Here is a 19,105-nt window from a genome sequence, read left to right as displayed (position 1 = left end):
AACGCACCTCTCGGGGTCAAGTGTGGTGGGAATGCGCCGGGGAGGGCGCGGTACGTCAGGCGCTCGCGGGCTCGGGCGTGCCCCGCGCGGGGGCCCCGGGAGTGACGGCGCGGGCGGCGCGGCGGCTGCCCAGGGCGAACAGCGCGACCCCGGCGGCCAGCCAGCCGGACAGCACCAGCAGCGGCTGCCCGATGCCCGCGCCGTCGAAGAAGGACAGGGCTCGCAGCAGCGATCCGCCCGCACCCGGCGGGAGGAGCTGACCGATCGCGCCCCACGGCTCGGGCAACCACTCCTGACCCCCCGACAGGCCCGAGAGCGGGTTGCCGACCATGATCAGCAGGGCCGCGCCCAGGACGAGACCCCGGGGGCCGAGCGCCGCGCGCAGGCCGATGATCAGCCAGCAGGTCGCGGCGAGGGTGAGCGCGAGGCCCAGCGACGTCGCCGCGTACGCCCCCTCGACCACGCCGAACCCGTAGCGCAGCAGCGCGGTGAGGGCGAAGCCGCCCACCAGGGAGAACGCGCACGCCGCCGCGACCTGCTCGACCGGTCGGCGCAGCGCCATGACGACGACCAGCGCCGCGATGTAGCCGCCCAGGACGAGCGGCGTCGCGCCCGCCGCCAGGCCCGCGCCGAGCGGGTCGTCCTCGGGCGGCGGCGCCAGGTCCTCGACGGCGACCGCCGGTCCTGACGGCGTGCCGCCCAGCGTGGGGCCGAGCGCCCCCAGGGCGGCGGCGATCGGCGCCCCGGCCGACCCGGCGACCAGGATCCGCGGCTCGCCGCCGTCCGCGGCGAGGACGACCGCGCCGTAGAGGTCGCGGTCCCTGATCCGCTCCCGCGCCGACGCGGCGTCAGGGAGCAGACGGATCGCGAACGCGCCCGGCCGCTCCTCCTCCAGCACGGCGGCGACCCGCTCCGCCTCCGCCGCCGGCCCGGCCACCGCGATCGGCACGTCGTGCGGCCCCGAGTTGACGGCCGGGAGGACGAACGCGGCCAGCATGAGGCCGAGCAGCGCGGTCATGCCGAGGACGACCGCGGGCACCCGCCGCGCGCCGCCGGTCCCGGGACCTGCCGTCCCGTTCCCGCTCACGGGCGGGCACCGGCGTAGGGGACGAGGCGGACGAGGTCCATCGCCTCGCGGATCGTGTCCGCCACCGAGACCGTCCCGCCGTGGCGCGCCCAGTGTTCGACGGCGCCCCGGGTGACGGCGACCGCCGTCGTGACGGCGATGTGGGGCAGGAGGTCCTGCCCGCTGTCGGCACCGGCCCGCTCCGCCACCGCGTCGATCAGCGTGCCGACGGCCTGGCGGTCGGCCCTGATCTGCTGGGCGGCCAGGGCCGGATGGTCGGCGATCAGCCGCAGATGCGCGACGGCCGTCGGCCCGAGGTCGCGTTCCTCCGCCTCGGCCATCGCGACCAGGGCCGCGGTCAGCGCCTCCCACAACGGCTCGTACGCCGGGCGGGCGAGCAGCGCCGCGCCCACCCGCGCGGCGCGTTCGGCGCCACCGGCGACGACCGCCTCTTCCTTGGACCTGAAGTAGTTGTTGAACGTGCGGGTGGACACCCCGGCCTCGGCGGCGATGTCCTCGGCGCGGACCTCGTCCCAACCGCGCTCGGTGCCCAGCCGGATCGCGGCGCGGCTCAACGCCCGCCGGGTGGCGTCCTTCTTGCGCTCCCGCAGTCCGTTCGCGGTGACAGCTTCGCTCATGGGGCCAGCGTGCCAGAAAGTTTCTGAACACGCAATTTTTCTGGCTCAGAAAAAAGTGCTCAACTGCCGGGCTGTCGCAGCGGGATGCTGATGCCGATCATGCGCGCGCCGGTCTCCGTCCGCGGACGGTGCTCGCTGCCCGGCGCGAACACCACGTAACTCCCCGGCCCGAGCAGTCGCCCCCGGTCGATGAACTCCCCCGAGACCACGTAGTAGCGCTCCTCGCCCTCGTGCACGTCCACCTCGGGCCACTCGGCCCCGGCGGCGAAGTCGTACATCCAGCCCCGCGCCCACTCCGTGGCGGGCAGGCGGCGGCGGACGATCCCCGGGGCCACCTCCGTGGGCTCGGGGTCATCGACATGCAGGATCTGGACGTCATCGGGCTCTCGCGTCATGCGGCCCATCGTCCGCCGCGCGCCCCACCCCCGCCCAGTGACCGGAAAGACGTGTACGGGTATTTTTCTGCCATGAGCACGCACCGGGTGGTCGCCCTCGTTTTGCCGCCGCAGGCCCCGTTCGAACTGGCCTGCGCCGCCGAGGTCTTCGGCGCCCACCGCCCCGGCCTGCCCGCCCGGTACACGTTCGACGTGTGCACCGAGCACCCGGGCGCCGTACCCACCTCGTACGGCTACGACATGCTCGTCGGCCAGGGCCTCGCCGCGCTGGAGACGGCGGACACGGTGGTGATCCCCGGCTGGCACCACCGCGACCGGCCCGCCCCCGCCGCCGTGCTCGACGCGCTGACACGCGCCCACCGGCGCGGCGCCCGTACCGTCGCCATCTGCTCCGGCGCCTTCCTCCTCGCCCAGGCCGGGCTGCTCGACCACCGCAGGGCCACCACCCACTGGCGGATGGCCGCCGAACTCGCCGCCCGCTTCCCCGCCGTCACCGTCGAACCCGACACCCTCTACATCGACCTCGGCGACGTCGCCACCAGCGCCGGTACCGCGGCGGGCATCGACCTGTGCCTGCACCTCGCGCGCGCCGACCACGGCGCCGCCCACGCCGCGCAGATCGCCCGGCACATGGTCATGCCGCCCCACCGCGAGGGCGGCCAGCTCCAGTACGCCGCCCCGCCCCACGCCGACCGCCCGCCGGACTCCCTCGCGCCCGTCCTCGACTGGGCCGCGGAACGGCTCCACGAACCCCTCGCCCTCGGCGACCTCGCCGCCCGCGCCGGGGTCTCCTCCCGGACGCTCGCCCGCAGATTCGCCGACCAACTCGGCGTCACCCCGGGGCGATGGCTGCTCCAGCAGCGCGTCACGGCGGCCAGGACGCTCCTGGAGACGACCGACCTCCCCGTGGAGACGGTCGCGGCCCGCGTCGGCCTCTCCTCGGCCACCAACCTGCGCCGCCGCTTCCACACCCTCGTCCACACCACCCCCGCCGCCTACCGCCGCTCCTTCGGCACCCACCCCCCGGCCGATGGCGAATAGCGGCGCGCGACCCGCGACCGTGACGAGACGGGTCCGTCGGGACCGGTCAGGAATCGAGAAGCACCGGTGCGTGCGCCGCGCCTAGCGTGAGGCACATGACCTCCTTCGCATCCGTCACCCTTGAGGTGGACGACCCCACCGCCGCCGCCCGCTTCCACGCCGCCCTCGGCCTCGGCACCCAGGTGGGCCTGCGGGCCTCCGCGGCGCCGACGAGCGGCTTCCGCGGGTTCGCGCTGGCGCTCACCGTGGCGCAGCCGTCCACCGTCAACCGCCTCGTCACCGCAGCCCTCGACGCAGGGGCCACCCCGCTGAAGCCCGCCGCGAAGTCCTTCTGGGGCTACGGCGGCATCGTGCAGGCGCCCGACGGGACGATCTGGAAGGTCGCCTCGTCGCAGAAGAAGGACACCGGCCCCGACACCGGGCGGATCGACGAGATCGTGCTCCTGCTGGGCGTCGCCGACGTCGCCGAGAGCAAGCGGTTCTACGTCGGCCGCGGCCTGACCGTGGCGCGGAGCTTCGGCCGCAAGTACGTCGAGTTCGCCACCCCGTCGAGCCCCGTCAAGCTCGCCCTGTACGGGCGGCGCGCGCTGGCCAAGGACGTCGGCGTGCCGCAGGACGGCACCGGGTCCCACCGGCTGGCGCTCGGCGGCGGCACCGAGCCCTTCACCGACCCGGACGGCTTCGCCTGGGAGGCCGTCCCGGCGGCCGTCGCACCCTGACCCCCCTTGCGGCGATTCGTATGCTGTTGCCCCACCCGGCGCCTGCGCGCCCCCGGGGCGGAATTCACGAACGGACAGGAGGAGGAGCCATGACGGCCACGCCGCCACGCGGGCTGCACGAGAGGCTGCGGGACACCCGCGCGAGGCTGGACGGCGACGTCGATCTGTGGGGCGCGACCTCCGGCGCCGCGGGCGGCCCGCACCTCGTGCCCCTCTCCTTCCACTGGGACGGCGCCGCGCTGCTCCTCTCGACGCCGCGCGCCTCCGTCACCGCCCGCAACCTCCTGGCGGACGGCCGGGTCCGCCTGTGCCTCGGCCCGACCCGCGACGTCGTCGTCATCGACGGCGCGGCCGATCCGGTGGACACGGCCGACCTCGCCCCGGGGGCGGCCGACGCCTTCGCCGCCAGGACCGGCTTCGACCCCCGCACGCTCGCCGAGCCCTACCAGTACTTCCTGGTCACGCCGCGCCGCATCCAGGCATGGCGGGAGGCCGACGAACTGTCGGGCCGCGACCTCATGCGCGACGGACGCTGGCTCGCCTGACCGCCCCGCACGCCCCACCCCCCGGCGCGACGGCGCCCCGTACCCCTTGAACCGCACGGATGAGGAGAACCACGATGAAGAAGAACACCACCTCCCCCGCCACCGGCAACGCCGCCGCCGACGACGACGCGGACGGCTTCACCGACGAGGAACGCAGCGCGATGAAGGAGCGCGCGCAGGAGCTGCGGAAGGTCGCCCGCCGCGGCACGCGCGGCCCCAAGGCGGACCCCGAGGTCGAGGTGCTGGCGAAGATCGCGGAGATGGCGGAGGCCGACCGCGTCCTCGCCGAGCGCGTCCACGCCCTCGTGAAGTCCGAGGCGCCGCACCTCGTCCCCAGGCTCTGGTACGGGATGCCCGCCTACTCCAAGGACGGCAAGGTCCTGTGCTTCTTCCAGAGCGGCCAGAAGTTCAAGACCCGCTACGCCACGCTCGGCTTCAGCGACCAGGCCGCCCTGGACGACGGCAACGTGTGGGCGACCAGCTACGCCCTGACGGAGCTGACCGCCGCGGACGAGGCGCGCGTCGGCGAGCTGATCAGGCGGGCGGCGGCCTGAGCACGTCGCCCCTGCCAGGCGCTCACAGCGCCGCGACGAGGGGCAGCTGCGCCCACACGACCTTGCCGTTCGCGGTGTAGCGGGTGCCCCAGCGGGCGGTGGTCGTGCTGATCAGGTTCAGCCCGCGCCCGCTCTCGTCCATGAGCGCGGCGTGGCGGACGCGGGGGGTCGCCTCGCTGCCGTCGTAGACCTCGATGATCAGCGTGGTGCTGTGGATCAGGCGCAGCCGCAGCGGCCCGGTCGCGTGGCGGACCGTGTTGCCGATGAGTTCGCTGACGATCAGCTCCGCCGTCATCACCAGCTCCTCCAGGCCCCAGCGCCCGAGCTGGTCACCGGCCAGGGTGCGCGCCTTCCGGGCCGACGTCGCCTCAAGGGGCAGGTCCCAGGCGGCGATGCGGTCGGCGGGGATGCGGCGCAGGCTGACGGCCAGCATGGCGGCGTCGTCCTGCGAGCGGCGGCCGGAGCCTGGCAGGCCGGTCATCACCTCGTCGCAGAGCCGGGCCAGCCACCGCGCGTCGTCACCGGGGCCTGGACGGCCCGGTGGCCGGACGAGGGCGGCCAGCTTGTCGGTGAGCCGCCGCATGCCGATGTCGGGGTCGAACGCCGCCGTGGCGAGGAGCCCGTCCGTGTACAGCACGACCAGGCTGTCCGGCGGCAGGACGAGCCGGGACGCCTCGTAGGGCCGCTGGTCGAAGCCCAGCGGCGGGCCGATGCTGATCTCGGGGTGCTCGGGCTGCCCGTCCGGGAGGACGACGACCGGCGGCAGGTGCCCGGCCGACGCCATGGTCAGCTCGCCGCTCGTCGGGTCGTACACCGCGTACAGGCAGCTGACCAGCCTGCGGTCGAACGGGTCGCCCGCGTCGTCGAGTTCGGCGACGAGGCGGGCCGTGATCTCCGTGAGGAAGAGCAGCATCTCCTCCGGGTCCAGGTCGAGGACGGCCAGCGCGGTCGAGGCGGCGCGCAGCCGGGCCATGATGGTGGCCTCGCGCAGGCCGTGGCCCGTGACGTCCCCGATGACCAGGGCGACGCGCTCCCCCGAGAGCGGGATGACCTCGTACCAGTCGCCCCCCGCCTCCTCGCCCCCGGCCGAGCGGTAGCGGGCGGCGGCGTCCAGCGCGGGCAGGTCGTCCTCAAGCGCCGGGAGCCAGGCGCGCTGCCAGCGCTGCGCCCTGCTGTGCTCCTCGTCGTAGAGCCTGGCGCGCTCCAGCGCCTGGGCGACCAGGCCGCTGAGGGCGAGCAGCATGCTCTCGTCGCCGCTCGTCCACGCGTGCGGCTGCGCGAAGGACAGCAGGAGCGAGCCGGTGGGCCGCCCGCCCGCGACCAGCGGCAGCATCGCCCAGGCGTGCTCCCCGCCCTCGCGGGCGAGCGCGGCCAGGGACGGCGGGTGCGCGGCGGCGAACTCCTCCTGCGTCGCGAAGAAGCGGGGCTGCGCGGCGAGGAGCGCGTCGTCCCGGTCGAGCCGCCCGACCCGCCGGACGGCCTCGTCGGGGTGCCCCACGCTGCCGACGAGCCGCAGGCGCCCGCCCGACAGCGCGTGGATCAGCATGCCGTCGGCGTCGAGCGGGGCGAGGAGCTGCGCGGCGACGGCGTCCACGACGTCCTGCGTCGTGAGCGCCTGGGCGAGCGCGGCGGTGACGGCCTCCACGTGCTCGGCCCTGGCCGCCTCGGCGCGCGCGGTCTCCACCTCCTCCGTCACGTCGGTCAGGAACACCACGACGTACTGGTCGGCACGGACGACGCGCAGCCGCTGCCACCGCCCCTGCACGCGGAGGTCCACCACGCACGGGTGGTCGCTGCCGCGCGCCTCCTCGAAGTGCTCCTCCGCCTCCCGCAGGCCGGGCACCGCGTCCCACGGCACCTGCCCGACGAGCTCCGCCGCGTCGGACGGCCCGAGCTGGGTGACGCCCGCGTTGGCGTAGACGACGCGCCAGCTGTCCGCCGGGTCCACGATGAGGACGGGGTCGGTCAGATGCCGCAGGATGCGCTCGACGACCTGTTCCGTCATGCGGCTGGTGGTGGTGTCCCAGCCGGTGCCGGTCATGCGGAGCGGCTCGCCGCCGGGGCCGTACGTGACGTGGCCGCGCAGCTCGACCCAGGAGATCCGGCCGGTCCTGGGGTTGGTGACGCGGTACTCGACGGAGTACACCTTGCCCGGATGGGTGATGGAGTCCTGCAACTGTTCGAGGACGCCGGGGAGGTCGTCCGGGTGCACGCGGCGCATCCACGTGTCGAGGCGGCCGTCCCACTCCTCCGGCGTGATCCCGGCGGCGCGGGCGAGGACGTCGAACCCGGTCTCGTCCACCTCAAGCCGCCCGTTGGGCTCGGTGAGGTCCACCTCCCAGGTGGCGACATCGACGGCCGCCATGGCCTCGGACAGGCGTGAGCCGGACTCCTGCCACCAGGGCACCACGCCGGTCACGGGCCCGCGGGCGCGCCCCAGGCCGTCGCTGACGGTGGCGGCCAGGCGCCGCAGGGCGTCGTGCTGCCCGGTGTCGGGCGGGCAGAGGGTGAAGAGCGTCAGGACGCCGCTGGACACCCCGTCGCTGCGCAGGGGCAGGCAGAGCGCCCCGGCGGCGCCCTCGACGGGGAGCACGGCGGGCCGGTCGCCGCCGGGGGCGGCGGAGATCCACAGGGGCTGGTCGCCGCGCGCGGCGCGGGCGGGGGCGACCGGATCGTCGGGGCCGAGCCGTTCCCACGGGTGCGCCAGGTCCCTCGGCAGGCCCACGACGGAGGCGAGGTGCAGGGTGTCGTCGCCGCTGTTGGTCAGGTGGGCGGTGCCGCCGAGGGCGGCGGTGGTGATCACGGCCTGTTCCAGGGTGAGTCTCAGCAGCTCGACGGTGTCCAGGTCCTCGGAGGCGACGGCCTCGCCGAGCAGGCGCAGGCGCGTGTCCTGGGTCTCACAAGGGCCAGGGGCCGCGCTCTCACTGGTCGCCACTGCCTGTCCTTCTCCCGAGGGAAAGAGCTTGCGTCCGATTCGAGAGAAATATCCCACGGTTCCGGCGGGTCGGCCGCCGCGGCCGGTCGTACGGCGGTACCGGATTCCGCCCGGGTGGCCGCACGGCGGCGGGCGCGGTGGTCCGTGGGTTGTCCGGACAACCCGCGGACCGCGTCGGCCGCTGTTCCCCTCGCCGTCATCCGCAGCGCGCGGCCGGTTCCGCGTGACTTCCCATGCTGGCGCCGGGGCGACAGGACGTCGCCCCGGTGTGTGCGAGGAGAACTGATGATGCAGCTGGTCTGCCTGGACATGGCGGGGACGACCGTCCATGACGACGGCTCGGTGCTCGCCGCTTTCGGCGCGGCGCTCGCCGGGCTGGGCCTCGAACCCGGCACCCCCGCGTACAGCCGCGCGGAGGACCACGCCCGCGCGACGATGGGCCAGTCGAAGATCGAGGTCTTCCGCTCCCTCACCGGCGGCGACGAGGCCCTGGCGCGGCGTGCGAACGGGATGTTCGAGGACGCGTACGCCCGCTCCCTGGCCGACGGCGGCGCCGCGGAGGTGCCCGGCGCCGCCGAAGCCCTCGCGCGGCTGCGGGACGCGGGTGTCAAGGTGGCGCTGACCACCGGGTTCGCCCCGGCGACGCGCGACGCGCTGATCGACGCGCTCGGCTGGCGCGGCGCGATCGACCTCGCGCTGTCGCCGGTGGACGCGGGCCGGGGGCGGCCGTTCCCCGACATGATCCTGGCCGCCGTGCTGCGGCTCGGGGTGGACGACGTCGCGGCGGTGGCGGTGGCCGGTGACACGGCGAGCGACCTGCTGGCGGGCTCGCGCGCCGGGGCCGGTGTGGTGGCCGGGGTGCTGACGGGCGCGCACGGCCCCGCCGAGTTCGCGGACGTCCCGCACACGCACGTGCTGAACTCCGTCGCCGAGCTGCCCGCCCTCGTCACGGCGGGGGTCGCCGCGTGAACGCGTCCGTGCGCGGCCGTGGCCCGGCCGCCCTCGCCCTGTCCTGCCTGCTCCTCCTCACCGCCTGCGGAGGCGGCGACGGCGAGGACGCCACCGCCGAGGACGGTCTGCCGGGGACGCTGGTCCTCGCCGCCATCCCCAACGAGAACTCCACCGATCTGGCGGCGGGTTACGAGCCCCTGATCGAACTGATCACCCAGGAGACCGGCGCCGAGGTCGAGTTCCGCCAGGCCAGCGACTACGCCGGCGTGGTCGAGGGCCTGATCGCCGGGCACGTGGACATCGCCTTCCTCGGCCCCTTCGCCTACACCGTCGCGCTGGACAACGGCGCCGAGATCACGCCGCTCGGCGCGGTCGCCCCGGCCGAGGGCGTACCGGCCGGGTACCGCTCCTACGGGCTGACCCAGGGCGACAACGACGCGATCGACGGGCTCGCGGACTTCGCGGGCCGGGACGTCTGCTTCGTGGACCCGGGCTCCACCTCGGGATTCCTCTACCCGAGCGCCGGGCTGACCGAGGCCGGGGTCATCGACTCGGCCCGCGAGGAGGACCTGACCGCGGGGCTGCGGCCCGTGTACGCGGGCGGCCACGACGCCTCGGCCCTGGCCGTCCTCAACGGGGACTGCGAGGCGGGCTTCGCCATGGAGTCCATGGTGGACCAGACGCTGATCGACAGCGGCGACCTCGCCGAGGGCGACCTGAAGAAGGTGTGGACCTCCGAGGTCATCCCCGGCTCGCTCTTCGTCGCACGCTCCGAGCTGGGCGAGGCGGCCACCGAGCGGCTCACCACGCTCTTCACCGAGCGGGCGAACGCCGACCACCTGATGGGGGAGGGCCTGTGCGACAGCCCCTGCCTGCTGACGGGCGAGGAGGCGTGGGGCGTCGTGCCCGCCACCGACGCCGACTACGACAGCGTCCGCCGGGTCTGCGCGACGACCCGCTCGGACAAGTGCGAGGAAGGCTGACGTGTCCCCGGTCATCACCACCCGGGCGCTCACCCGGCGGTTCGGCGGCACCACGGCGCTCGACGACGTCGGCCTGACGGTCGGGGAGGGCGAACTCACCGTCCTCCTCGGGCTGTCGGGCTCGGGCAAGTCAACGCTGCTGCGCTGCCTGAACGGGCTCCTCCCTGCGTCGTCGGGGGAGATCGAGGTGCTGGGCGTGCGGGTGGACCGCGCCCGCCCCGGGGAACTGCGCGCGCTGCGCACCCGCGTGGGCTTCGTCTTCCAGCAGTTCCACCTCGTCGGGCGGCTCAGCTGCCTGGAGAACGTGCTCGTCGGCGGGCTCGGGCGGCTGCGCGGCCCTCGCTACGGCGTGCCGACGTACCCCAGGGCCATGCGGCGTGAGGCGCTGGACCACCTGGAACGCGTCGGCCTCGCCGACCGGGCGTTCCAGCGCGCCGACACGCTGTCCGGCGGACAGCAGCAGCGGGTGGCCATCGCCAGGACGCTGATGCAGCGCCCCGCCCTGCTGCTCGCGGACGAGCCGGTCGCCTCCCTCGACCCGGAGAACGCCCGCGTCGTGATGGACCTGCTCGTCCAGGTGTGCCTGGAGGAACGGATGACCGTGGTGTGCACGCTGCACCAGGTCGATCTGGCCCTCGGCTGGGCGGACCGCCTCATCGGGCTGCGCCAGGGCGTCAAGGTGCTCGACCGCGCCGCCGCCGGGCTGGACCGCGACGCGGTGATGGGCGTCTACCGCCAGGTCGCGCCGGACGCCGGGCCGGTCGGTGACCGACATGGCTGAACCGGGGCACGCCGGGCCCGGCCCCGCGCGGCCACCCGTCCGTCCGCCCGTCCGCCCGCCCCTGACCGCACGGCACGCGCGCCTGACGGCGGCCGTCCTGCTCGCCCTCGCCGCCGTCGTCACGAGCGCCGTCTCCCTCGACGTGAGCCTGACGGCGTTCACCGAGGGCGCCGAGGACGTGGGCAACCTCATCGACCGCATGCTGCCCGCCCGGCTGGACGAACCCGGCCGGATCGTGGACCTCGCGGTCGAGACGCTGCTCATCGCCGTGCTCGGCACGGTCCTGGCGACCGTGCTGTCCGTGCCGCTCGCGTTCCTCGCGGCCCGCAACACCGGCCCCGGCCGCCTCGTCCGGACAGGCGCGCGCGGCGTCATCACGTTCTGCCGCGCCGTGCCCGACCTCGTGTTCGCGGTGCTGCTGGTGCGGGCGATGGGCATCGGCGTGCTGCCCGGCGTCCTCGCGCTCGGCCTGCACTCGGTGGGGATGCTCGGCAAGGTGTTCGCCGAGGCCATCGAGGACAGCGACCCGGGGCCCCGCGAGGCCGCGCGCGCCACGGGCGCCGGGCGCCTGCAGGAACTGGCAGCCGGGGTGCTGCCGCAGGTGGTGCCCGCGTGGATCTCGCTGTTCGTCTACCGCATCGACATCAACCTGCGGACGTCCGTGGTGCTCGGCTTCGTCGGCGCGGGCGGCATCGGCTTCGCCCTCCAGGACGCCCTGCGCGGCCTGGTGTACGACCGTGCGCTGGGCATCGTCGTCGTCATCCTGGTGATCATCGCCGGGATGGAGCTGCTGTCGATCGGCCTGCGGCGGCTGCTGCTGACCCGCCCCGTCGCCGGCCGTGCGGCCGGGGCCACCGCCCCGCGCGACACCGTACGGGTCACCGCGCCGTGGAGCCGGGAGCGGATCGCCCGGTTCGGCTCGGCCGCGCTGCTCGCCGCCGTCACCGTCCACGGGCTGTTCGCCCTGGAGATCGACCCGCGCGAGGTGTTCACCTCGCTCGACGACATCGCCGACATGGCCGGGCGCATGCTGCCGCCCGACTTCACGGCCGTCGGCGGCGCGCTGACCACGGCCCTCCTGGAGACGCTGGCGATCGGCGTCGTGGCGACCGCCGCCGGGGTGGTGCTGTCGATACCGCTGGGGCTGCTCGCCGCCCACCCGGTGGCGCCGCACCCGCTCGTGTACTGGGGGGCCAGGGCGACGATCCTCGGCGTACGGGCGATCCCCGAACTGGTCCTCGCCATCGTGTTCGTGGCGGCCATCGGGCTCGGCCCGCTGGCCGGGGCCGCGGCGCTCGCGGTGGGCTCGGTCGGGTTCCTCGGCAAGCTCGTCGCCGACGCCGCAGAGGAGATCGACCCCGGGCCGCTTGAGGCGGTGCGCGCGGTGGGCGGCGGCTGGTGGCAGCGGCTGTCCACGGCGGTGGTGCCGCAGGTGGTCCCGTCACTGGTCGGGTCGAGCCTCTACCTGCTCGACGTCAACATCCGCGCCTCCACGGTCCTGGGCATCGTGGGCGCGGGCGGCGTCGGGTTCCTGCTCTTCGAGGCCGTCAGGACGCTGAACTTCGCGTTCGCCGGCGGCATCGTGCTCCTCGTGTTCGTCGTCGTGATCGTGGTGGAGAGGTGTTCCGGATGGCTACGCCGACAGGTGAGGTGACGGCCGCGGCCCTGGTGTGGACGGGCGGCGGACGGTTCGAGACACACCGGGTGCCGCTGCCGGAGCCGGAGCCGGGCGAGGCACTGGTACGCGTGGCGCTGGCCACCGTCTGCGGCAGCGACCTGCACACCGTGACGGGCAGACGCCCCGGCCCGTGCCCCGGCATCCTCGGCCACGAGGCGGTCGGCGAGGTCGTGGCCGCCGGGCCGGGCGCCCGCGCGGTGGACGGCGCCCCGCTGCGGCCGGGCGACCGGGTCGTATGGGGCGTCGTCGCGGGCTGCGGCCGGTGCGACCGGTGCGCGGCGGGCCGTACCGCCAAGTGCAGGTCGCTGACCAAGATCGGCCACCGGCCGTTCGAGCCGGACCGGCGGCTGTCCGGCTGCTACGCCAGCCATGTGCACCTGCCGCGCGGCACGCCCGTGGTGCGGGTTCCCTCCGGCCTGCCCGACGCCGTCGCCGCCCCGGCGGCCTGCGCGACGGCGACGGTGGCGGCGGCCGTCGAGCTGGCCGGAGGACTCGCCGGGCGGCGGGTGCTGGTCAGCGGCGCGGGCATGCTGGGGCTGACGGCGGTGGCCTGGGCGGCGGACGCGGGCGCGGCCGAGGTGGTGGCGCTCGACGTGGAGCCCGAACGCCTTGCGCTGGCCGGGGAGTTCGGCGCGACGCGCACCGTCGTCGCCACGCAGGACGGCGAGGTGGGCGAGGTGGACGCGGCGCTGGAGTTCTCCGGCGCCTCCGCCGCCGTCGCGCGCGTCCTCGACGCGCTGGACGTCGGCGGGACGGCGGTGCTGGCCGGTTCCGTCACGCCGGGGCCCGCCGTCCCCCTCGACCCGCAGCGCCTGGTGCGCGGCTGGCAGACCGTCCGCGGCGTCCACAACTACGAGCCCAGGCACCTCGTCGCGGCCGTGGACTTCCTCGCCCGCACCCGTGACCGGCGCCCGTGGACCGGCCTCGTCGCCGAGCCGGTGACGCTCGACGCCCTCGCGCCCCTGCTCAACCGGCCCCGCACACCCGCCCGTACACCCCGCTGGGCCGTACGCCCGTGACGGCGGCCGGTGGTCACGCCGGGCGCGGTCCCGGCGTGCCACCGGTCTCCAGCACCAGCCTGACGGTGTCCGCGCGCAGCCAGCGGTGCGAGAGGTACAGCAGCCGCCCCGACGGCACGTCCTCGTTCAGGCTCTCCACCAGCCACGCCGGATCACCGGCCCGGCTGCCCAGCTCGGCCGCCGTCTCCGCCGAGGCGCACTCAAGCGCCGCCCGCCACCAGGCGCGCCGCGGCGTCGCCCCGGCGGACTCGCGCAGGATGCGGTCGAGGGAGTCGGACGCGCCGAGGGCCACGCCCAGTTCCGGCAGCACGTCAGCCGGGACCCACTCGGTGCCCCAGCACGCCGGGAGTTCGTCCACGAACGAACGGCGCTGGAGGCGGTGGCACGGCGAGCCCGGCTCCCGGCCGAGCGGCCCCGCCACCTCGGGCGGCATCGGCACCGTCTCGCACCGGCGGACCACCGTCCGGGGCCGGGAGTGCGCCGCACGCACCGTGCGGCTCCACGACGGCGGCTGGTCGGGCGAGACCAGGTAGTCGATCCGCCGCGCGGTGAACGTGCCCACGCCCCGCACCCGGCAGACGAGCAGCCGCCGCTCCAGCTCCTGGAGCGCGGCCCGCGCGGCGGCGCGCCCGACACCGAACCGGGCGGCGACCTCGTGCTCGCCCTCGATCCGGCTCCCGGGCGGCAGCAGGGTGATCTCCCGCACCAGGTGCTCGGCGATCTCGCGGAACTTGGTGGCGGCCACGTGACCGATCCTCGGCAGTCCCGGTGGACGGCAGGCGGTGCCCGGGTGAACCCCGGGTGAAGGCGGCGCGGACCGGGACGACAGCCGGGCCGGGTACGGTGTGCCGTCGCGGACGGCGGCCCAGGAGGAGGCAGACCCCGATGAGCGTCACCCTGCGGGCGCGTCGCGTCCTCACCGGCGAGGGACTGCTGTCCCCCGGCTTCGTGACGATGGACGGCGCCCTGCTCACCGCCGTGACGCCTGAGCCGCCCGCGCGCGGCGGCTGGACCGACCTCGGGGACCACGACCTGCTGCCGGGCCTCGTGGACCTCCACGCGGACGGCTGGCAGGCACGGGAACGCCCGCGCCCCACGGCCCGGTTCGGCTGGGACGAGACGCTGGCCGCGCTGGACACCGAGGCCGTCTCCTGGGGCATCACGACGCAGTTCCTCTGCGTCACCGTGCAGGACGACACCGGCCGCGACCGCACCCTCGCGCAGGCGGAGCGGACGGTGGACGCCGTGACCGGCGCGAGCGGCCTGCGGGCCGACCACCGGGTGCACCTGCGCGTGGAGGTGACCGGCGAACGTCTCGACGTGGTCGCCGCGCTCGCGGCGCGGGAGGGCGTCGGGCTGCTCTCCGCCATGGACCACACCCCGGGGCAGGGGCAGTTCCGCCACGAGGCGGACTGGCGCGCCCACTACGCCGCGACGGGCGAGCCGGACCTCGACGCGCTGCTCGCCCGCCGCCGCGCCCGCCAGCCGTTCACGGCGGACGTCAGGGCGGCGCTCGCGCGGATCGCGCGGGAGCACGGCCTGCCGCTCGCCTCGCACGACGACGACAGCCCGGAGCGGGTCGAACAGGCGCGTCAACTGGGCGCGCGGATAGCCGAGTTCCCCGTCACCGCCCAGGCGGCCGAGGCAGCCGCCGCGTCCGGTCTGCTGACCGTGATGGGCGCGCCGAACGCCGTGCGCGGCACGAGCCACGTCGCCGGGAACCTCTCCGCGCGCGCGACCCTGACCGCGGGGCACCTGGGCGCCCTGGCGTCCGACTACCACGCGCCGAGCCTGCTGGGCGCCGTCTACGCCCTGGCGGCGGCGGGTGTGTGCGACCTGCCGACGGCGGTGGCGCTGGCCACCCGCGCCCCGGCCGGGGCGGCCGGTCTGACCGACCGGGGCGTCCTCGCGCCGGGGGCACGCGCCGACCTGGTCGCCGTCGGCCACCGGGTGGCGGGCCGCCCCACCGTCGCGCAGACATGGGTCGGCGGGGTGCCCGCCTTCGCGGCGTGGCACCCCGCCTGAGCGTCCGGCGCGCCGTCAGCGGCCGATCCGGCGGCGGACCGCCGAGGACAGCTGATCGACGGCGATCACCAGCGCGAGCACGATGAGGATGTACGTCAGCATCTCGTCGAAGCGGAACAGCCGGATCGACTGGTTGATGAGGAAGCCGATGCCGCCCGCGCCGACCAGGCCGAGCACCAGCGAGGAGCGCACGTTCACGTCCAGCCGGTACAGGAGCAGCCCGGCCAGCTGCGGCAGGACGGCGGGCAGCACCGCGTGCGACGTCACCTGCACGCCGCTCGCGCCGTTCGTCCGCAGCGCCTCACGCACCCCGGGATCGGTCTCCTCCATCGCCTCCGACCACAGCTTGCCCATCACGCCCGTGTTGTGGAAGACGAGGGCCAGCACACCGGCGAACGGGCCGAGGCCCACCGCCGTCACGAAGATCAGCGCGAACACCACGTCGGGCACGGCCCGCAGGAACGACAGCACGGACCTGGCGGCCTGCTGGACGAACGCGTTCGGCGTCGTCGTCCGCGCGCCGAGGACGGCCAGCACCAGCGCGAACGGCACGGACAGCGTCGTCCCGAGCAGCCCGATGTACAGCGTCACCAGGGCCGCGTCCAGGCCGGGGCGGACCACCGTGGACCAGGAGAGGTCGGGCGGGACCGCCTCGCCGAGGAAGTCCCGCATGCCCTCCCATCCTTCGGCCAGGGCGGCGGGCGAGACGTCGGCGCCGCGCCAGGCCAGCACGTGCGCGGCGCCGACGATCACGACGGTCAGCGCGGCGAGCACCGACGGTCTGCGCAGCCGGGGCGGGGCGGCGGCGAGGGGCGGGGCGGTCATGGGGTCGTTCCTTCCGGTCCTGGACCGTGGCTGTAGAGGTCGTCGAGCGCGGACGCCGGGACGTCGCCCGCGGGCGCGTCGATGACCAGGCCACCGCCGCGCAGCCCGACGATGCGGTCCGCGTGCCGCCTGGCCAGCGCGGGCTGGTGCAGCACGGCCGCGACCGCCAGCCCCTCGTCCCTCGCCAGCACGCCGAGGAGGTCGAGCACCTGCGTGGTCGCCGCCGGGTCGAGGGAGGCGACGGGCTCGTCCGCCAGCAGGACGTCCGCCCGCTGGCACAGCGCCCGCGCGACGGCCACCCGCTGCTGCTGACCGCCGGAGAGCCGTGCGACCGCCTCGCCCGCCCGGTCGGCCAGGCCCACCCGCGCCAGGCAGGCCATCGCCTCCTCGCGCAGCTCGCGCGGGAACAGCAGCGGCGTCAGCGACCGGCGCAGCGGCAGCCGCCCGAGCGCCCCGGCGCACACGTTGTCCAGCGCGCTGCGGCGTGGCACGAGGTGGATGTGCTGGAACACCATGGCGGCGCGCCGGCTGACGGCGGCCGGGCGCCGTCCGGCCTGGCCCGCCGTCTCCTCGCCGTGCAGCCGGACGGACCCGGCGTCGGGGCGTTCCAGGCCGATGACGCAGCGCAGCGCGGTGGACTTGCCCGAGCCGTTGGCGCCCAGGACGGCCACCAGCTCCCCGGCGCGCACGTCGAGGTCGATGCCGTCCAGCACCGTGCGTCCGGCGAACGTCTTGCGCAGACCGCGCACCGACAGCGCGGCGGTCGTCGTGTCCGGCGTCGCGGTGGTCACGCTCACACGTCCTCTTCCGTCAGGCCGAGCGAGGCGGCCAGGTCGAACAGGGGCTGGTAGGTGGACCTCTCGACGGCGATCAGCGGCCCGGGCGGGTCCACGTCGAGGAAGGAGCCGATCTCCGCGACGTCCTCGGGCGCCAGGTCGAGCAGCGCGTCGCGCACGGCGTCCTCGAACTCCGTGCCGAGGGCGCCCGCGACGGTGATGGGGTCGTTGGGGATCGGGTCCGAGGTCCAGATCTGCCGGAAGTCGGCCGGGTCGAACGTGCCCTCGGCCTCGGCCGTCGCGAGCTGCTGGCTGTTGATCTGCGCCGCGTCCACCCGGCCGTTGACCAGCGCGAGCAGCGCCTCGGGGTGGCCGCCCGCGTAGTCGATCTCCACGTCGTCCTCGGAGACGCCCGCCTCCTCCAGCGCGTACCGCGGCAGCGCGTCGCCCGAGGTGGAGCCGACGCCGCCCAGCGCCAGCGAGTGGCCCGGAAGGTCCTCGACCGAGGTCACGGGGGAGTCGGCTGGCACCCAGATGCCCGCCGTGTAGGTGGTGAGTTCGCCGCTTCCGTCGGCGAAGGACGCCACCGGCACGGCGTCGGCGCGCTCGCTGGCGAAGACGTAGCCGAGCGGGCCGAACTGGGCCAGCTCCAGCTCGCCGTTCTGCATGGCGAGCACCTCGGCGCTGTAGTCGTCCACGATCTGGAGGGTGACCGGGCAGTCCAGCCGTTCCTGGAGCGCGCGGGCCAGGACCTCGTAGGCCGGGCGCAGGGCCGCCGGGTCCTCGTACGGTTCGACGCCGAAACGGATCTCGCCGCCGGGGCAGGACGCGGAGGCGGAGCCCTCGGCCGTGTCGTCGGCGGCGCCGTCGCCGCCTCCGCAGGCGGTGAGCAGCAGACCGGCGGCCGTGGCCAGGGCGAGGGCGGACGGGAGGGGGCGCGTGGGTCGCATGAGCGGTGTCTCTCTGTGCGGTCAGGGAAGGAGGTCGTCGAGGATGCGCGGGGCCAGGCCCAGCGCGGTGGTCATGCCGATGCCGGAGGTCACGGCCACGGCGCGGACGCCGGGGGCGGGGGTGGCGACGAGGAAGTCCTGCGCGGTGGACGCCGCGTAGACGCCGTGCCACCGCTCGCGGACGGTCAGGGGGCCCGTGCCGAGCAGACGGGCGGTCTCGGCCAGGACGGCCTCGTCCAGCGCCTCGTCACGGTAGGGGTCGAGGGTGCGGCCGTAGGCGTGGGTGTCGCCGATGGTCAGGTCGCCGCCGGGGAGCTGGGTGAACATCAGGTTGAGTCCGGCGGCCACCAGGTCGGGGTGCGTGGCGGTGAGGCGCGCGCGGACGGCGGGCAGGGAGGGGCAGTCGCCGAACCCGGCGTAGCGCAGCAGCGAGAAGCCGGTGAGGACGGCCGGGTCGATCGGTGTGCCGGGGCGCGGGTCGCGCACCCGCAGCATGTGGAGCCCGCAGCGGACCACGCCCGCCTGTTCCGCCAGGTCGGGGAAGTGCCGGTCCAGGTCGTGGCCCACGGCGAGGACCACCGCGTCGGCGGTGACCTCCCCGCGGCTGGTCCGCACGCGTCCCGGCTCCACCGACCAGGCGGCCGTGGACCACAGGAAGCGGACGCCCTGCCCGGCGAGCCAGGCGGCGATCGCGTGCGCCGCCTGCCGGGGATCGACCCGCACGTCGAGCGGCAGCCACGCCCCGCCCGTCACCTCGGGCCCGGCGGGGACCCGGCGCGCGACGCCCGCGGCGTCCAGCAGGTGGACGTCCCCGTGGCGCGCCTCGGCGAACTCGGCGAGCACGGCGTGCTCGTCCTCGGCGCGCGCCAGGACGACCGTGCCCGCGTCGCGCAGCCAGACCCCCGCCTCCCGCGCCAGGCGCAGCCACTCGCCGCGTGCGGCCAGCGCGTACTCCAGGGCGGCGCCCTGCTGGGCGGTGACGCAGCCGTGCCCGAAGTTGCGCACGGTGGCGCCGGTGGCGTGCTCGTCCCGCTCGACCACCACGACGGACAGGCCACGGCGGACGGCCGCCACCGCGTGGGCCAGGCCCACGATGCCCGCTCCGACGACCACGAGATCGGCGTGCTCCTGGGGAACTCCACTTGTCATGACAGGAAATGTCGAGGCGGCGCGACCGGCCGGTCAAGGGGTCCAGGCGACTTGTCCCGGCGCGTTCACCTCGCG

At 75.5% G+C, this 19,105-nt stretch carries 19 protein-coding genes; 10 read left to right on the top strand and 9 right to left on the bottom strand.

The window, feature by feature from the left end; genetic code table 11:
• Positions 1–55: 55 nt before the first annotated feature.
• The 3 genes from IF27_RS27715 to IF27_RS27705 are packed head-to-tail and all read right to left on the bottom strand — an operon-like array spanning position 56 to position 2,099.
• Complete coding sequence (locus IF27_RS27715; protein WP_190233122.1) at positions 56–1,087, bottom strand: hypothetical protein; 1,032 nt, start codon at positions 1,085–1,087, stop codon at positions 56–58.
• A complete protein-coding gene (locus IF27_RS27710; protein ID WP_052852597.1) occupies positions 1,084–1,704 on the bottom strand; it encodes a TetR/AcrR family transcriptional regulator in 621 nt (206 codons plus the stop codon). Before IF27_RS27710 ends, IF27_RS27715 begins: the two co-directional genes overlap by 4 nt.
• A gap of 59 nt (positions 1,705–1,763) precedes the next feature.
• A complete protein-coding gene (locus IF27_RS27705; RefSeq protein WP_052852596.1) occupies positions 1,764–2,099 on the bottom strand; it encodes a cupin domain-containing protein in 336 nt (111 codons plus the stop codon).
• Positions 2,100–2,171: 72 nt separating this feature from the next.
• Between IF27_RS27705 and IF27_RS27700 the strand changes: the two genes are divergently transcribed.
• From IF27_RS27700 to IF27_RS27685, 4 genes are all read left to right on the top strand, one after another.
• On the top strand, positions 2,172–3,140 hold the full coding sequence (locus IF27_RS27700; protein ID WP_052852595.1) for a helix-turn-helix domain-containing protein: 969 nt from the start codon (positions 2,172–2,174) through the stop codon (positions 3,138–3,140).
• Positions 3,141–3,235: 95 nt separating this feature from the next.
• Positions 3,236–3,859 (top strand): VOC family protein, encoded by a 624-nt coding sequence (locus IF27_RS27695; RefSeq protein ID WP_052852594.1) that lies wholly within the window; start codon positions 3,236–3,238, stop codon positions 3,857–3,859.
• An 89-nt stretch (positions 3,860–3,948) separates the two neighbouring features.
• The gene (locus IF27_RS27690; RefSeq protein ID WP_052852593.1) at positions 3,949–4,404 is read left to right on the top strand and encodes a pyridoxamine 5'-phosphate oxidase family protein; all 456 of its coding nucleotides are present in this window, start codon (positions 3,949–3,951) and stop codon (positions 4,402–4,404) included.
• A 74-nt stretch (positions 4,405–4,478) separates the two neighbouring features.
• Positions 4,479–4,958 (top strand): iron chaperone, encoded by a 480-nt coding sequence (locus IF27_RS27685; protein WP_052852592.1) that lies wholly within the window; start codon positions 4,479–4,481, stop codon positions 4,956–4,958.
• A 22-nt stretch (positions 4,959–4,980) separates the two neighbouring features.
• Here the strand turns inward: IF27_RS27685 and IF27_RS27680 are convergent, their stop codons facing one another.
• On the bottom strand, positions 4,981–7,893 hold the full coding sequence (locus tag IF27_RS27680; RefSeq protein WP_052852591.1) for a SpoIIE family protein phosphatase: 2,913 nt from the start codon (positions 7,891–7,893) through the stop codon (positions 4,981–4,983).
• A 288-nt stretch (positions 7,894–8,181) separates the two neighbouring features.
• On the opposite strand from IF27_RS27680, the gene IF27_RS27675 reads away from it, so the two are divergent.
• From IF27_RS27675 to IF27_RS27655, 5 genes are read left to right on the top strand one after another with little or no spacing between them, the layout of a single operon-like run.
• A complete protein-coding gene (locus IF27_RS27675; RefSeq protein WP_420822059.1) occupies positions 8,182–8,862 on the top strand; it encodes a phosphonatase-like hydrolase in 681 nt (226 codons plus the stop codon).
• Positions 8,859–9,827, top strand: a complete 969-nt coding sequence (locus IF27_RS27670; RefSeq protein WP_052852589.1) for a phosphate/phosphite/phosphonate ABC transporter substrate-binding protein — start codon at positions 8,859–8,861, stop codon at positions 9,825–9,827. Before IF27_RS27675 ends, IF27_RS27670 begins: the two co-directional genes overlap by 4 nt.
• A 1-nt stretch (position 9,828) precedes the next feature.
• A complete protein-coding gene (gene phnC, locus IF27_RS27665; protein WP_052852588.1) occupies positions 9,829–10,608 on the top strand; it encodes a phosphonate ABC transporter ATP-binding protein in 780 nt (259 codons plus the stop codon).
• Positions 10,601–12,262: a phosphonate ABC transporter, permease protein PhnE gene (gene phnE / locus IF27_RS27660; RefSeq protein ID WP_052852632.1), complete on the top strand. Its 1,662-nt coding sequence runs from the start codon at positions 10,601–10,603 to the stop codon at positions 12,260–12,262. The genes phnC and phnE (IF27_RS27660) overlap by 8 nt, the downstream gene beginning before the upstream one ends.
• On the top strand, positions 12,238–13,305 hold the full coding sequence (locus IF27_RS27655) for a zinc-binding dehydrogenase (protein ID WP_052852587.1): 1,068 nt from the start codon (positions 12,238–12,240) through the stop codon (positions 13,303–13,305). Before phnE (IF27_RS27660) ends, IF27_RS27655 begins: the two co-directional genes overlap by 25 nt.
• Positions 13,306–13,318: 13 nt before the next feature.
• On the opposite strand, the gene IF27_RS27650 is transcribed toward IF27_RS27655, so the two are convergent.
• Positions 13,319–14,050 (bottom strand): GntR family transcriptional regulator, encoded by a 732-nt coding sequence (locus tag IF27_RS27650; RefSeq protein ID WP_052852586.1) that lies wholly within the window; start codon positions 14,048–14,050, stop codon positions 13,319–13,321.
• Between the two features lie 140 nt (positions 14,051–14,190).
• On the opposite strand from IF27_RS27650, the gene IF27_RS27645 reads away from it, so the two are divergent.
• On the top strand, positions 14,191–15,330 hold the full coding sequence (locus tag IF27_RS27645; RefSeq protein ID WP_052852585.1) for an alpha-D-ribose 1-methylphosphonate 5-triphosphate diphosphatase: 1,140 nt from the start codon (positions 14,191–14,193) through the stop codon (positions 15,328–15,330).
• A gap of 15 nt (positions 15,331–15,345) precedes the next feature.
• On the opposite strand, the gene phnE (IF27_RS27640) is transcribed toward IF27_RS27645, so the two are convergent.
• The 4 genes from phnE (IF27_RS27640) to IF27_RS27625 are packed head-to-tail and all read right to left on the bottom strand — an operon-like array spanning position 15,346 to position 19,030.
• On the bottom strand, positions 15,346–16,155 hold the full coding sequence (gene phnE, locus IF27_RS27640) for a phosphonate ABC transporter, permease protein PhnE (RefSeq protein ID WP_052852584.1): 810 nt from the start codon (positions 16,153–16,155) through the stop codon (positions 15,346–15,348).
• A complete protein-coding gene (locus tag IF27_RS27635) occupies positions 16,152–16,946 on the bottom strand; it encodes a phosphonate ABC transporter ATP-binding protein (protein WP_190233121.1) in 795 nt (264 codons plus the stop codon). The genes phnE (IF27_RS27640) and IF27_RS27635 overlap by 4 nt, the downstream gene beginning before the upstream one ends.
• A gap of 2 nt (positions 16,947–16,948) precedes the next feature.
• Entirely contained in the window at positions 16,949–17,881 is a 933-nt protein-coding gene (locus IF27_RS27630) for a phosphate/phosphite/phosphonate ABC transporter substrate-binding protein (protein ID WP_052852583.1), read from the bottom strand.
• A 21-nt stretch (positions 17,882–17,902) separates the two neighbouring features.
• The gene (locus tag IF27_RS27625; RefSeq protein ID WP_052852582.1) at positions 17,903–19,030 is read right to left on the bottom strand and encodes a TIGR03364 family FAD-dependent oxidoreductase; all 1,128 of its coding nucleotides are present in this window, start codon (positions 19,028–19,030) and stop codon (positions 17,903–17,905) included.
• Between the last annotated feature and the right edge of the window lie 75 nt (positions 19,031–19,105).

Source organism: Streptomyces avicenniae, assembly GCF_000719135.1.
Classification (GTDB): Bacteria; Actinomycetota; Actinomycetes; order Streptomycetales; family Streptomycetaceae; genus Streptomyces; species Streptomyces avicenniae.
This window is presented reverse-complemented; position numbering and strand designations above follow the sequence as displayed.

Excerpts from the sequence above, each read along its gene's own strand:
- IF27_RS27710 (WP_052852597.1), bottom strand. The coding sequence starts at position 1,704 with ATGAGCGAAGCTGTCACCGCGAACGGACTGCGGGAGCGCAAGAAGGAC.
- IF27_RS27705 (WP_052852596.1), bottom strand. The coding sequence starts at position 2,099 with ATGACGCGAGAGCCCGATGACGTCCAGATCCTGCATGTCGATGACCCC.
- IF27_RS27700 (WP_052852595.1), top strand. The coding sequence starts at position 2,172 with ATGAGCACGCACCGGGTGGTCGCCCTCGTTTTGCCGCCGCAGGCCCCG.
- IF27_RS27695 (WP_052852594.1), top strand. The coding sequence starts at position 3,236 with ATGACCTCCTTCGCATCCGTCACCCTTGAGGTGGACGACCCCACCGCC.
- IF27_RS27690 (WP_052852593.1), top strand. The coding sequence starts at position 3,949 with ATGACGGCCACGCCGCCACGCGGGCTGCACGAGAGGCTGCGGGACACC.
- IF27_RS27685 (WP_052852592.1), top strand. The coding sequence starts at position 4,479 with ATGAAGAAGAACACCACCTCCCCCGCCACCGGCAACGCCGCCGCCGAC.
- IF27_RS27675 (WP_420822059.1), top strand. The coding sequence starts at position 8,182 with ATGCAGCTGGTCTGCCTGGACATGGCGGGGACGACCGTCCATGACGAC.
- phnE (WP_052852632.1), top strand. The coding sequence starts at position 10,601 with ATGGCTGAACCGGGGCACGCCGGGCCCGGCCCCGCGCGGCCACCCGTC.
- IF27_RS27655 (WP_052852587.1), top strand. The coding sequence starts at position 12,238 with ATGGCTACGCCGACAGGTGAGGTGACGGCCGCGGCCCTGGTGTGGACG.
- IF27_RS27645 (WP_052852585.1), top strand. The coding sequence starts at position 14,191 with ATGAGCGTCACCCTGCGGGCGCGTCGCGTCCTCACCGGCGAGGGACTG.
- phnE (WP_052852584.1), bottom strand. The coding sequence starts at position 16,155 with ATGACCGCCCCGCCCCTCGCCGCCGCCCCGCCCCGGCTGCGCAGACCG.
- IF27_RS27630 (WP_052852583.1), bottom strand. The coding sequence starts at position 17,881 with ATGCGACCCACGCGCCCCCTCCCGTCCGCCCTCGCCCTGGCCACGGCC.
- IF27_RS27625 (WP_052852582.1), bottom strand. The coding sequence starts at position 19,030 with ATGACAAGTGGAGTTCCCCAGGAGCACGCCGATCTCGTGGTCGTCGGA.